A 14,090-nucleotide genomic window follows, 5' to 3' on the forward strand; every position below is an offset into this window, starting at 1 on the left:
TCCATGACTAAAGGAAAATCGTTTAGCGAAAGAATGTTCATCTCAAGAAGTGGTGAGGGATGAGATAAATTGTTCAAAATCTGTCGAATTTTATAAACAATTTGTCATAGAGCGCCCTTCGTTTTAGGGGAGCCTCCTTTATCCTCGAGCTCGGAGAGATGCTATGAGCAGTCCCCCGTCTGGTGTCGCACCTTTGGTACCCACCGCCCCCCTCCGTCGTGACGCAAGAATCATCGGCCTCCTTTTCGCCAGCACCACCAGCATGATCGGCTCGGGTTGGCTCTTCGGCGCCTTTCATGCGGCAAGGATCGCGGGTCCGCTCGCCGTCTGGAGCTGGATCGTCGGGGCCGTCATCATCATGCTGATCGCGCTCTGCTTCGCCGAACTCTCCTCCATGTTCCCGAAGAGCGGGGCCCTGGTCCATATGAGCCACGCGAGCCATGGCGACGGGCTTGGCCGCATCTGGGGTTGGATGCTGTTCCTCGCCTATGTGCCGGTGCCAGCGGTCGAGACCGAGGCGGTCGTGACCTATGCCAACAACTACGTTCCCGGCCTCATCGTGCCCGGCGGCACGGGCGTTCTGACGGGCCTCGGTTTCGTCGTCTGCGCCATCTTGCTGCTCATCATGGCGGCGCTCAACCTGATGGCCATCCGGCTGCTGCTGCAGGTTAATTCCACGGTCACCTGGTGGAAGATCGCGGTGCCGGTGGTGACGGCGCTGACCCTCATTTTCGCCTCGATGGGCCATCCGAGCGCCATGAGTGCCGATCCCGGGGGCTACAGCGCGACCGGCATCTTCCTCGCTTTGCCCGCCGCCGGCATCGTTTTCAGCTTCCTCGGCTTCCGGACCGCGATCGATCTCGGCGGCGAGAGCGCCAATCCCGGGCGCAACATTCCGCTTGCGGTTATCGGCTCCGTTCTACTCGGCGCCGTGGTCTATATCCTGCTCCAGATCGGCTTCCTGGCGGCGCTCACCCCTAAAGACCTTGCGCATGGCTGGGCCCATCTGAACTTCCCGGGCGCGATGGGACCCTTTGCCGGCCTCGCCGCCATGATGGGGCTCGGCTGGCTGGCCTTCATTCTCTATGTCGACGCCTATGTTTCACCAGGCGGCACCGGCCTCATGTATGTCACCGGCGGTTCCCGGATCCTTTACGCCATGGGCGAAATGCGGGCGGGCCCGACCTGGCTCACCCTGCTCAACGGCGCCAAGGTGCCCTGGCTGGCGGTGGCCGTGATGTGGGTCGTCGGCGTGATCTTCCTTCTGCCCTTCCCGGCTTGGCAGCTTCTGGTCAACTACATCACCTCCATCACCGTGTTGACCTACGGTCTCGGCCCGATCGCCCTGCTCGTGCTTCGCCGCAACGTGCCGCAGGTTAAGCGGCCCTTCCTGCTGCCCGCCGCCAATGTCATCGCGCCCGCTGCCTTCGTCTGCAGCAACCTGATCGTGCTCTGGACCGGTTTTCTGACCAATACCGTGCTGATGGTGATCGTCGTGGTCGGTTTCGCCGCCTACGCCGGCTGGTTTCATCTCATCAGCCGGCGCTCGGCGGCTGAATTTGGCTGGCGTGAGATCTTCTGGCTGCTGCCGTGGTTCGGCGGCATCTGGGTCATCTCTGCGCTCTCCAATGTCGGGGGTGGTCTGGGCATCCTCACCTTCTGGCCGGCGGTGATCGTGACCGTGATCTGGAGTCTCGTCGTCGTCGCCATCGCCCTGCGCTGCGCCCTGGTGGCCGAGGATACGGCGGCTGTCATGGCCCATATGTCGGATATCGGAATGACGAAGGATCTGATCTGAACGGTCCGGCGGAGCACCCCGCCGGACCGAAGAGGGCCGATCGCGCCCTCTCGTTGACGTGGCACGGTCATCCTGCCGTGCCCGTCGCACGCCGGTCGGCTTCGCACGAAGCCGATGTCGGCAATCGACAACTCCCGCCCATACAGCCAAAGATAGTCTCGGAAATGCAGCTATGCGTTCCATTCATAACGCTTCCTAAGGCATGAGGCGCTCTCCGCCGAGGCCCCGGCGGGAGCACGACACCTCATCTCGGGAGCTGAACATGCCCAAGCCTCATTCGATGATCGACCGGCGCCAGTTCCTGGGGGCTGCCGCTCTGATGGGAGCTGCGACCGGTCTCTCCTCCATTCCCCTGATCGGCGCCGGAGCGGCCGAAGTCGCACCCAAGCAGGGCGGCCATCTCCGTCTCGGCATGAGCGGCGGCAGCACGACCGACAGCCTCAACCCCACGACCTATCTTTCCTGGGTGCCAGCCAATATCGGCTACCAGATCATGAATGGCCTCGTCGAAATCGACGAGCACAATCAGGCAACTCCGGAACTCCTCATGAACTGGGAGTCGAAGCCGGGCGCTGCCGACTGGACCTTCGATGTCCGCCGCGACATCACCTTCTCCAACGGCAAGACGCTGGATGCAGACGACATCATCTATTCTATCAATCTGCATCGCGGGAAGTCGTCCTCGCCTGCGAAGCCGACCCTCGCGGCGGTCACCGACATCAAGAAGCTCTCACCGAACAAAATCCAGATTCTCATGAGTTCGGGCAACGCGGATCTGCCCTTCCTGCTCTCCGACTATCACATCCTCGCAGTGCCGAACGGATTCACCGACTGGAAGAATCCCATCGGCACCGGCTGCTTCGTTCTGGAGCACTATGAAGCCGGCGTCCGCTGCATCACCAAGAAGACGCGCCCCTACTGGAAGCCGAACTGCGGCTATGTCGATAGCGTCGAGACACTAACGATCAACGACGTGTCGGCCCGCACGGCGGCGCTGCTCTCAGGCCAGGTCGATGCCATCAACCGGCTTGATGCGCGTACCGTCGATCTGCTCAAAAAGCGGCCGAAGGTTCATGTCATTCAGAGCGCGGCCGGGCAGCATGGGCTGTTCGTCATGAACTGCACCGATGCACCCTACAATGACAACAATGTTCGCATGGCGCTTAAATACGCGATCGATCGCAAGCAGCTTCTCGACACCGTGCTGCGCGGCTATGGCCGGATCGGCAACGACCAACCCATCCCGTCCACCAACCAATACTACGATGCGTCCTTGCCGCAGCACAGTTTCGACCCGGATAAAGCCAAGTTCTATTTGAAGAAGGCCGGCCAGACGGACCTCAAGGTCGAGCTCAACGTCAATGACGTGGCCTTCACGGGCGCCACCGATGCGGCACAGCTGTTCCAGCAGACGGCGAAGGCGGCCGGCATCAACCTCTCCATCAAGCAGCAGCCGGCGGATGGCTATTGGAGCAATATTTGGATGAAGGCGCCTTTCTGCGCCTCCTACTGGGGCGGCCGGCCCACGGCCGATCAGATGTTGACCATTGCCTACAAGTCCGATGCGCCGTGGAACGACACCTTCTGGAAGAACCCGGAGTTCGATAAGCTCTTGTTGGAAGCGCGCGTCGAACTCGACCAGGCGAAGCGCAAGGAGATGTACGGCCAGATGCAGGGCATGATCTCCGACACGGGCGGCGCGATTATTCCGCTGTTCATCGACTATCTGGAAGCGGGGTCCGATCGCGTCCATGGCATGAAGCCCAACCCGCTATTCGATTTCATGGGCGAGCGTATCGGCGAAAAAGTCTGGCTGAGCTGATCGGTGGCGATCCTTCGCTTCATTGTTTTCCGGGCGGCGCTTGGGGTCCTCACCCTGTTCGCCGTCTCGCTGCTCCTCTTTCTCGGCACGCAGCTCCTGCCGGGTGACGTGGCGAGTGCCCTTCTCGGTCAATCAGCGACGCCGGAAGCGCTCGCCGTGCTGCGGGCCAAGCTTGGCCTCAATGACCCGGCCTATCTGCGTTATCTCCACTGGCTCTTCGGCGTGCTGCACGGCAACCTCGGCACGTCGCTGACCACCGGCACGCCCATCGCCAGCGTTTTGCTGCCGCGTCTCGCCAATACACTGTTTCTCGCAGGTTATGCCGCCATCATTGCCGTCCCGTTGGCGGTCGGTCTAGGCATTCTCTCGGCCATCCGCGAAGGCGGCATTCTGGACAGAACAGCGAGCATTCTGAGCCTCGCCACCATCTCCTTTCCGGAATTTTTCGTCAGCTACATCCTGATCGTGATCTTCGCCTCTGGGTTCGGCTGGCTGCCGAGCCTTGCCACCGTCTATGACGGCATGGGCTTCTGGAGCCGCCTTGATGCTACAACCTTGCCGGCGATCACGCTGACGCTCGTCGTCGTCGCCCATATGCTGCGCATGACCCGGACCTCCACCCTTGCCGTTATGTCATCGCCCTATATCGAGACGGCCTTCCTCAAGGGCATGTCGCGCACGCGCGTCGTGCTGGGCCACGCCCTGCCGAATGCGTTGGGGCCGATTATCAACGTGGTTGCGATCAACCTAGCCTATCTCGTCGTCGGCGTCGTCGTCGTCGAAGTCGTCTTCGTCTATCCGGGCGTCGGGCAGTTCATGGTGGACGCGGTGTCGAAGCGTGATCTGCCGACGGTGCAGGCCTGCGGCCTCATCTTTGCCACTGTCTTCATCGGCCTCAATACGCTCGCCGATATTCTCGCGGCCCTCGCCAATCCGCGACTGCGCAGCGGTCTGCGGCAATGAGGGAGAAATTGCTATGACAATCGCCGGACGCCGTGTGCCCTTCACCGCCTGTATTGGCGGCGTCATCGTGCTGCTGACGGTTGTCATGATCCTCTTCGCGCCTTGGATCGCCCCCTATCAGCAGACCAAGATTGTCGGCGGCGTGTGGGATCCGCCGAATGCCCATACATGGCTCGGGACGGATAGCATCGGGCGTGACATGCTCTCCCGCCTCATCTATGGCGGCCGCACCTCCGTCAGCATCGCGCTGATTGCGACCTTTTTCACCATGGTGATCGGCGTGGGGCTCGGCTTCCTGGCCGCCTCCACGAACAAGGTGGTGGACAATATCCTGTCCCGCATCGTCGATATCTTGCTTGCCATGCCGATCCTGATTTTTGGCCTGATGGTCTTTGCGGTCCTCGGCACCTCCATCCCGATCATGATCGCGACGATCTCCATTCTGGAATCGACGCGCGTTTTTCGCCTCGCGCGGGCGGTCGCGATGAGCATCACGGTGATGGATTACGTGCAGGTGGCTCGGCTGCGCGGCGAAGGCGTGGGCTGGATCATTCTGCGTGAGGTGCTGCCCAATGCCGTGCCGCCGCTGGTCGCGGAATTTGGCCTCCGCTTCTGCTTCACCTTTCTTTTCATCGCGTCGCTGAGCTTCCTCGGCCTCGGCATTCAACCGCCCGCGGCGGACTGGGGCAGCATGGTGCATGACAATGCCCAGGCGATCAGCTTCGGCGGCTACGCGCCGCTCTACCCGGCCGCGGCCATTGCCATCGTCACCATCGGCGTCAATCTGATCGTCGATTGGCTGCTCTCGATCCATGCCATGCCGGCCGGCGCCAGCGCCGGCGCGGAGGTATAAGGCGATGAGCGAAGATCTGCTGCTGCAGATTCGGGGCCTGCGCATTGAGGCGTCGAATGGACAGGTACTGACGGATGGTATTGACCTCGACCTGCATCGCGGCGAGGTGCTGGGCTTGATTGGTGAATCGGGGGCGGGAAAATCGACGCTCGGCCTCGCGCCCCTTGTTTATGCGCGGCCCGGATGCAGCATCACCGGCGGCGAGATCCTGCTTGCGGGTCGCGACATCCGCAAGCTGGATACGAATGAGCGCCGCGGGTTGCGTGGCGTGCGCGTCGCCTATGTCGCACAGAGTGCCGCTTCCGCTTTCAACCCTTCCATGACCCTGATGGCGCAAGTCTGCGAAGGGCCGGTGCGTCACGGCTTGATGGGTCGGCGCGAGGCGGAAGCCCGCGCGGTTGAGCTTTTCGCGGCGCTTGATTTGCCGAACCCTCAGACCTTCGGTGCGCGCTACCCGCATGAAGCCTCTGGTGGGCAGTTGCAGCGCGCCATGGCGGCGATGGCCATGTCCTGCCAGCCTGACTTGCTGGTGTTGGACGAGCCCACGACCGCGCTGGATGTCACGACCCAGATCGAGGTTTTGGCCAAGCTGCGCGAACTCATCCGCGAATACCGGACGGCGGCCTTGTATGTGACCCATGACCTCTCGGTCGTGGCGCAAATCGCCGATCGCATCATGGTGCTGCGCCACGGGCGCATGGTGGAAACCGGCGCCACCGAACAGATTCTCATGACCCCCCGAGAGCCCTATACGACGGCGCTCGTCTCCGAGCGACGGGCTGCGATGCAGGGCCATGGCGTGGCCGAGGCAGCGCGCCGCGAGACGGTGCTCGCGGTTCAGGATGTCACCGTCACTTTTGGGCCGGTCAAAGCGGTATCCGAGGTCGCCTTTACCGTCTCCCGAGGGGAGACGGTGGCGGTCGTAGGCGAATCGGGCTCGGGCAAATCGACCCTCGCCTATGCTGCCGTCGGCCAGCTCCTTCCTGCCGCAGGCAGCTTTCGCTTCGGCCGGGACCTGCTGCCCCCCTCCTACAAGGCGCGCAGCCGGGAGCAGCGCCAGCGCATCCAGCTCATCTATCAGCTGCCCGATATCGCGCTCAATCCGCGCCAAAAAATTGGCATGATTCTGGGCCGTCCGGTCGCTTTCTTCGACAGGGTATCCGGTGCTGCTGTGGGTACGCGGGTCGCGGAGCTGCTCACCCTCGTGGGGTTGCCGGCGGATTTCGTCGAGCGCTTCCCCGGTCAGCTTTCGGGCGGGCAGAAGCAGCGTATCTGCATCGCGCGCGCGCTCGCCGCGCGGCCGGCGCTGGTGATCTGCGACGAAGTGACCTCGGCCCTCGATCCGCTTGTCGCCGAGGAGATTCTTAAACTGCTCAAAGAGCTGCAGGACGATCTCGGCGTCTCCTATCTTTTCATCACCCATGACCTCGGCACCGTGAAGCGCATCGCCCATCGCGTCGTCGTCATGCTCAAGGGGCAGATGGTGGCCGAAGGCCCGACGGCCGAGATTTTCGAAAACCCGCCGGATGACTACACCCGCAAACTCCTGCTCTCCGTGCCGGAGATGCGCACCGATTGGCTGGACGAAGCATTGGCGCGGCGCGAGATCTGGCGCGCCGGACCAACGCCGGCGCTCGCGTAAAAGGGCGGGCGTCGTGGCCGCGAAACTCATTCACGAACCGGCCCGCGCCATCGACGTCATCCACGAGACGGATGTTCTCGTCGTGGGCTCGGGCCCGGGTGGCCTCGCGGCTGCTCTCGCGGCGGCGCGGGCGGGCGTCGAGGTCGCGCTGGTTGAGCGCTTCGGGTGCTTCGGCGGCAATATCACCACCGTCGGCGTGGAAGGATTCGCCTGGTACCGCCACGAACAGACGATTGAGGCCGGTGGCATCGGCTGGGAGTTCGAGGAGCGTGCACGCGTCATGGGCGCCGCGGTTCCGGAGAGCCAGTCCTTGAGCTACGAACTCGACTCGGAGGGGTTCAAGCTGGTTGCCGACCGGCTGGTGGAAGAAGCCGGTATCCGCCCCATGTTGCATCGGCAATTCGTGGCGCCCATTCTGGACAGCGGTGCGGTGATCGGCATCATCACGGAATCAAAAGCGGGCCGCGAGGCGATTCTTGCCAAGCGCATTGTCGATGCGACCGGGGATGCCGATGTCGCGCATCGCGCCGGTGCCGAGACGCAAAAAACACCGGTCGAGGAGATGCAGGCGGCATCCGTCATGTTTCATCTGGCCGGCGTCGACAAGCGGGCTTTCATGGCCTCGGTGCGGGAGGACCCACAGACCTATGCGGACTGGTCAACCGGGGAATGGAGCGTCGAGACCTCTGGCAAGGAGGACGCCATGTTCTCCCCCTTTCTCAAGAAACCGTTTCAGCAAGCCATCGAGGCCGGTGTGATACCGGCCCATCTCAACACGATTTCAGGCACCTGGGGTGCGATGCACGACACGGGCGAGCTCACCTATATGAACCTTGTCCATCTGGCGGGTTGCGATGGCACCGACCCCAACAGTTTGACGCGGTTCGAGATCGAGGGAAGGAAGCAGGTCATGCTGGCGATCGAGGCCCTGCGGCGTTTCGCGCCCGGCTGCGCTTCGGCACGGCTGCGCAACTTCGGCATGACCATCGGTATCCGCGATACGCGCAAGATCGACGCGGCCTATAACATGACCGAGGCCGATGTCCGCCATCAGGGCCGGTTCGAGGACACGATTGGCATCTACCCGGAGTTCATCGACGGCTACGGTGTGCTGATCCTGCCGACGACGGGCCGGTATATGCAGATCCCCTATCGCGCAATGCTGCCGAAAAGCACGGCGAACCTCCTGGTGACCGGCCGCGCCATCGGTGGGGACAGGATTGCCCATGCCGCCACGCGCAACATGGCGTGCTGCGCTGTGGCAGGCCAGGGGGCGGGCGTGGCCGCGGCGCTCTCCGTCAAAACCGGCTGCGAACTCGATCGCGTCGACATGGCGGCGGTGCAGGCCGAGTTGCGCCGCCAGGGTGTCAGGCTTCACTGACCCGAGCTACAACCTTCCTGCTGCAAGCGAGTGAACTGATGACCGTGACGGTGACCGAGCATCTCTGGATTCCGCTGGCTGACGGCACGCGGCTATCCGCTCGCCTCTGGCTGCCGGAGGAGGCCGCGCCCGTGCCGGCCATCCTCGAATACATCCCCTATCGCAAGCGCGATGGCACGCGCGGCCGGGACGAGCCGATGCACGGCTATTTTGCCGCCCAGGGCTATGCGGCGATCCGCGTGGATATGCGCGGATCGGGCGAATCCGATGGTTTTCTGGACGACGAATACCTGGCCCAGGAACAGGATGATGCGCTGGAAGTGATCGACTGGATCAGTCGCCAGAGTTGGTGCAACGGGCGTGTCGGCATGATGGGCAAAAGCTGGGGCGGCTTCAACTGCCTGCAGGTCGCGGCACGCCGGCCGCCGGCGCTCGGCGCCATTCTCACCGTTTGCTCCACCGCGGATCGTTTCGCCAACGACATCCACTACATGGGCGGCGGTTTGCTCAACGACAATCACTGGTGGGGGGCCATCATGCTCGCCTTCCAGGCGCGGCCGGCGGACCCGCTGCTGCGGGGCGAGGATTGGCGGACGCAATGGATTGCGCGGCTGGAGCATATGCCCTTCTGGCCTGCCCTTTGGCTTGCCCATCAGCGGCGCGATGCCTACTGGCGGCATGGCTCGGTTTGCGAGGACTGGTCAGCGATTCAGTGTCCCGTTATGGCGGTCGGCGGCTGGGCCGATTCCTACACCAATGCGGTGCCGGAGTTTCTGGAGCATCTCGCCGTACCGCGTCTCGGCCTCATCGGCCCCTGGGCGCATATCTATCCGCAGGATGGTGCGCCCGGCCCCGCCATCGGCTTCCTGCAGGAAGCCGTCCGCTGGTGGGACCATTGGCTGAAGGACCGGGACACCGGCATCATGCAGGAGCCGATGCTGCGCGCCTTCGTGGAGGATGCACAGTCCACCGTCTCCTCCACCAAAGCCCTGGCTTCTGGCCGCTGGCGGGGCGAGCCTGCCTGGCCGAGCCCGGACATCGCCGAGACCGTCTTTCACCCTGGTTCTGACGGCAGCTTGTGCGCCGAAGCCGCCTCCGGATTGCGGAAAATCCGCTCACCGCTTTGGACCGGCACCGCCTGCGGCGAATGGATGGGCACGGGTGTGGCCGGCGATATGCCGGGTGATCAGCGCTTAGACGATGCCTATTCGCTGGTCTTCGAGACTGATGGGCTTGCTGCGGCGGTGGAGATCCTGGGCTCGCCCGTGGTGAAGCTGCGGCTTGCGGCCGATGCACCGCTCGCGCAGATCGCGGTGCGGCTTTGCGATGTCGCGCCGGACGGCGCGAGCCAGCGTGTGAGCTATGGCGTGCTCAACCTCGCTCATCGCACGGGTTCGGCCGAGCCCGTGCCCTTGGAGCCGGGCACCTTCTATGACGTGCTGCTGCGACTGAAGATCTGCGGCCATCATTTCGCGCCCGGCCATCGCATCCGCATTGCCCTTTCCACGGCCTACTGGCCGATCCTTTGGCCTGCGCCGTATGCGGCGACCGTCACGCTCGACTGTGCGGGCAGCCGCCTTGCCCTGCCGGTGCGGCAGGGTGGCGTGGAGATGCCGGTTGCGTTCCTGCCGCCGGCGCATGGGCCTTTCGCGCGCATCACCAAACTCGCCGAGAGCAAAAGCACCCGCCGCGTGACGCTCGACAGTCTCTCCGGCGTTGCGACCTATGAGACGAAGGGCGAGGGCGGGCTCTTCGGCGAGGGCGTGGAGCATTTCGAAGAAATCGACCTGACGGTCGATCATTCGCTCAGCCGAACCCTCTCCGTGCAGGCGGATGATCCATTTTCCGCGCGTTCGGCAATCACCCAGAGCTTCGAATTCGGCCGCCAAGGCTGGCGCATCCGCATCGAGACCGAGACTGAGATGACCGGTCAGGCAGAGACTTTCCGTATGACGGGGACGCTCCGCGCCTTCGAGAATGGTGCGCTGATCGTCACGCGCAACTGGGACGAGACTTTCCCGCGCGATCATCTCTGAAAGGGGCTTACCCTTCCATTCGTCCTGTGGCGGGAGGGAAAGGCATGCGCATGGCGCCGCGGGCCCCGAGCGGGTTCTGGCCGAAGCGTTGGCGGAAGGCGCGAGCGAAGGCGGAGGCCGAACCGAAGCCATGCGCGGCTGCGATTTCGGCGACGCTCGCCCCACTCTGTTCCAGCATGCGTTTGGCCGAAGCGAGCCGCAAATCGAGGTAATAGGCATGGGGTGACTGGCCAAGCTGAGTGCGGAACCGCGCCTGCAATGTGCGCAGCAAGACCCCCGCGCCCTCGGCGATGGCAGCCAAAGGCTGCGGCTCCTCCAGATTTTGGTGCATGAGAGCGATGGCGGCGGCGAGTGCCGGATCGTTGGCCAGCAACCGCCCGAGCGAGACCACGGGTTGCGGCGTGGAGCCTGCGAGCGTCTGATCGTAGATGAAGACGCTCGCGACGTTGAGGGCAAGCGGCAGGCCATGTTCCCGCCGCAGCATCGTCAGCATCATGTCGAGGGCGGGGGCGGCGCCACCGGCTGTCCAGCGGTTGCGGTCCATCACGAAACGGTCTTTCGCGACGGCGATCTTAGGGAAGCTTTCGGCGAATTCCTGCAGATCCTCCCAATGCGTGGTGGCGGCGAAGCCATCCAGCAGCCCGGCGCGGGCGAGTAGCCAGGACCCGGCCTCGATCCCGGCCATGGCCGGCCGGCCGCGGGCGGCGCGGCGGAGATCGGCCGAAAGTCTGCGGTCCACGCCGCGGGCGTTGAAGGAACCGAGCACGAAGAGTGCTGAGCGCTGGGCCTCCGCCGTGAACGGGCCGTCAGCACCGACGCGCACGCCCGAGGTGCTGATCGGCGCGCCGCCGTCCCGCGACAGCAGGCGCCAGCGATAGAGCGGGGCGGCGGCCACCCGGTTCGCCGCACGCAGCGGCTCGATCACGGCGGCGAGGCACATGAGGGAGAATTGTTCGAGGACGAGGACATCGACCAGTTTTGTGCCCGCTGCCGCAGTTTCTCCCTGCTGCCGGTCCATGATTTGTCCTTCGCAAAACGAATGGAAATATTCGTCTTTCGTATAGCAGGGCGGCCAGGACGGCTGCACCCTTCATCGCCAAGCCACGAGGATCGACGGCATGAATTGGGACGCTTTCATTACCTGTGCTGTGACCGGCGTGGGCGACAGTCAGGGCAAGAACCCCCATGTGCCCATCACGCCGGAAGCGATCGCGGGCGCCGCCATCGAAGCCGCGCGGGCCGGGGCTGCCATCGCCCATATCCATGTTCGCGATCCCGAGACCGGACGCGGCGCGCGCGATGTTTCGCTTTATGCCGAGGTTGTGCGGCGCATCCGGGCGTCCGACACTGATGTCATCATCAACCTCACCGCCGGCATGGGCGGTGATCTCGTGCTCGGCGGCGTCGAACAGCCTCTGCCGCTCAATCCGCGCGGCACGGATATGGTGGGGGCGGAGGAGCGGCTCGCCCATGTTACCGCGCTGCTGCCGGAGATCTGCACGATCGACTGCGGGTCCATGAACTTCGCCGAGGGCGACTATGTCATGACCAATACGCCTGGCATGCTGCGCGCCATGGCCGCGCGCGTGCAGGGCTTGGGCGTGCGACCGGAGATAGAGGTTTTCGACACCGGCCATCTGGTTCTCTGCAAGCAGCTGATCCGCGAAGGATTGATCGACGATCCGGTGATGATTCAGCTCTGCATGGGCATTCCCTACGGAGCGCCGGATGATCCGCAGACGCTGATGGCGATGGTGAACAATCTGCCTCCAGGCGCGATCTTCTCGGCTTTCTCCATCGGCCGCATGCAGCTGCCCTATGCCGCCATGGCGCTGCTTGCGGGCGGCAATATCCGTGTCGGGCTCGAGGACAATATCTGGCTCGCGCGGGGAGTGCCGGCAACCAATGGCCAGCTGGTCGAACGCGCCGTGCGCACCGCGGAGAGCATGGGCGCCCGCATCCTGGGCCCGGCCGAGGTGCGCGCCAAGCTCGCCCTCGAGAAGCGTATTGGGAGCCTCGCATGAGCGCCGTCCGTCATTGCGCCATCATCGGTGGCGGGGTCATCGGTGGCGGCTGGGCCGCGCGCTTCCTGCTCGCGGGGCATGATGTCACGGTCTTTGACCCGCATCCTGAGGCCGAGCGCCGCTTACGCGAGATGGTGACGCTCGCCGAGCGCGCCTGGAAGAAACTGATCGCGGCACCGCTCCCTCCGATGGGGCACCTCCATTTCGCCTCGACCCTGGCCGAAGCGGTGGCGGAGGCCGATCTCATTCAGGAAAGCGCCCCTGAAGTCGAAAGCATCAAGCAGAAGATACTGTCCGAAATCGACCGCGCGGCAAAGCCTGATGCCCTGATCTGCTCCTCGACCTCGGGCTTGCTGCCCACGCGCATTTCGGCAGAGATGCAACGGCCGGAGCGTTTCCTGGTCGCCCATCCCTTCAACCCGGTCTATCTCCTGCCCCTGGTCGAGCTTTGCGGCGGTGAGCGCACGGCGCCGGAGACGATTGCGCGGGCAAAAGCCTTCTTCGCCAGTATCGGCATGCACCCGCTGCACGTGCGGAAAGAGATCGACGGTTTCATTGCCGATCGTCTGCTGGAAGCCCTGTGGCGGGAGGCGTTGTGGCTGGTGCATGATGGCGTCGCCACCGTCGAGGAAGTGGATGACGCCATCCGCTTCGGCGCCGGCATGCGCTGGGCCTTCATGGGCACGTTCCAGATTTACCGCCTGGCCGGGGGCGAGGCGGGAATGCGCCATTTCATGGCTCAGTTCGGCCCGGCGCTGCAATTGCCCTGGACCAAGCTGATGGACGTGCCGGAACTGACCGATGCGTTCATTGATCAGATCGCAGTGCAATCGGACGACCAATCCGGTTCCTGGGGTTTTCGTGTCCTGGAGGCGAAGCGGGATGATTGCCTGATCAGCATTATGCGCGCCTTGAAGGCTCAGGATTTTGGCGCGGGTGCGACGCTCGCGAGCTTCGAGGCGCAACTGGGCCGAACGGCGCCGCAGGGGGCGCCTTTGCGCCTCTATCAAGGCCGCGTGCCGCCTGAATGGATTGACTACAACGGCCATATGAATGACAGCCGCTATGTCGAGATCTGCGGCTATGCGACCGATGCCCTGCTTGCGAAAATCGGCATGGATGCGGCGATGCTAGAGCGCGGTTTCAGCTATTACACGGTAGAAAGCCATATCCGGCATCTAGATGAGATGAAGCTGGGGGATGGCTTTTTCACGACGACGCAGATTCTCTCACACGATGAGAAGCGTCTGCGCCTCTATCATCGTGTGCTCAGGAATGACGGCACGGAGGTCGCCACAGGTGAGCAGATGCTGCTGCATGTCGACACCAGGGCGCATCGCGCGACGGAGGCGGCAGCGGAGGTTCAGGCGAAGCTCGGCGATCTTGCCACGGCCCAGGCCGGTCTGCCCTGGCCTGCCGAGGCCGGACGTGCCATTGGAATGAAATGAAGGAATTTCTTTTTCAGAGGAAAAAGAAACAAGAAGACTTCCGGCTTGGCTTGCTGACGACACAACGAGCGGAGTGAGCGATGTCCATCATAGAACGGTCTCAGGTGCAATCCGTGGTGCCAA

The 14,090-nt window shown here is 63.6% G+C and carries 10 protein-coding genes; 9 read left to right on the forward strand and 1 reads right to left on the reverse strand.

Annotated features, from left to right (window positions below; all coding sequences use genetic code 11):
• Positions 1-163 precede the first annotated feature (163 nt).
• From VL752_RS11015 to VL752_RS11045, 7 genes are all read left to right on the forward strand, one after another.
• Positions 164-1,798: an APC family permease gene (locus VL752_RS11015; protein WP_325355094.1), complete on the forward strand. Its 1,635-nt coding sequence runs from the start codon at positions 164-166 to the stop codon at positions 1,796-1,798.
• Between the two features lie 262 nt (positions 1,799-2,060).
• Positions 2,061-3,620, forward strand: coding sequence for an ABC transporter substrate-binding protein (locus tag VL752_RS11020; RefSeq protein WP_325355096.1), 1,560 nt, complete (start codon positions 2,061-2,063; stop codon positions 3,618-3,620).
• Between the two features lie 3 nt (positions 3,621-3,623).
• A complete protein-coding gene (locus VL752_RS11025; RefSeq protein WP_325355098.1) occupies positions 3,624-4,583 on the forward strand; it encodes an ABC transporter permease in 960 nt (319 codons plus the stop codon).
• Between the two features lie 13 nt (positions 4,584-4,596).
• Positions 4,597-5,436 carry an ABC transporter permease gene (locus VL752_RS11030; RefSeq protein WP_325355100.1) on the forward strand — a complete coding sequence of 280 codons (840 nt, stop codon included), beginning with the start codon at positions 4,597-4,599 and terminating at the stop codon, positions 5,434-5,436.
• A 4-nt stretch (positions 5,437-5,440) separates the two neighbouring features.
• Positions 5,441-7,078: an ABC transporter ATP-binding protein gene (locus VL752_RS11035; protein WP_325355102.1), complete on the forward strand. Its 1,638-nt coding sequence runs from the start codon at positions 5,441-5,443 to the stop codon at positions 7,076-7,078.
• A 13-nt stretch (positions 7,079-7,091) separates the two neighbouring features.
• Positions 7,092-8,459 carry an FAD-dependent oxidoreductase gene (locus tag VL752_RS11040; RefSeq protein ID WP_325355104.1) on the forward strand — a complete coding sequence of 456 codons (1,368 nt, stop codon included), beginning with the start codon at positions 7,092-7,094 and terminating at the stop codon, positions 8,457-8,459.
• A gap of 38 nt (positions 8,460-8,497) precedes the next feature.
• On the forward strand, positions 8,498-10,495 hold the full coding sequence (locus VL752_RS11045) for a CocE/NonD family hydrolase (protein WP_325355106.1): 1,998 nt from the start codon (positions 8,498-8,500) through the stop codon (positions 10,493-10,495).
• Between the two features lie 7 nt (positions 10,496-10,502).
• Here VL752_RS11045 and VL752_RS11050 read toward each other — a convergent pair whose 3' ends face one another.
• The gene (locus VL752_RS11050; RefSeq protein ID WP_325355108.1) at positions 10,503-11,513 is read right to left on the reverse strand and encodes a GlxA family transcriptional regulator; all 1,011 of its coding nucleotides are present in this window, start codon (positions 11,511-11,513) and stop codon (positions 10,503-10,505) included.
• A 100-nt stretch (positions 11,514-11,613) separates the two neighbouring features.
• Here VL752_RS11050 and VL752_RS11055 point away from each other — a divergent pair, with 100 nt between their 5' ends.
• Positions 11,614-12,519: a 3-keto-5-aminohexanoate cleavage protein gene (locus VL752_RS11055; RefSeq protein ID WP_325355110.1), complete on the forward strand. Its 906-nt coding sequence runs from the start codon at positions 11,614-11,616 to the stop codon at positions 12,517-12,519.
• A complete protein-coding gene (locus tag VL752_RS11060; RefSeq protein WP_325355112.1) occupies positions 12,516-13,967 on the forward strand; it encodes a carnitine 3-dehydrogenase in 1,452 nt (483 codons plus the stop codon). The genes VL752_RS11055 and VL752_RS11060 overlap by 4 nt, the downstream gene beginning before the upstream one ends.
• Positions 13,968-14,090 lie beyond the last annotated feature (123 nt).

This window comes from Acidisoma sp. (assembly GCF_035492295.1).
Classification (GTDB): Bacteria; Pseudomonadota; Alphaproteobacteria; order Acetobacterales; family Acetobacteraceae; genus Acidisoma.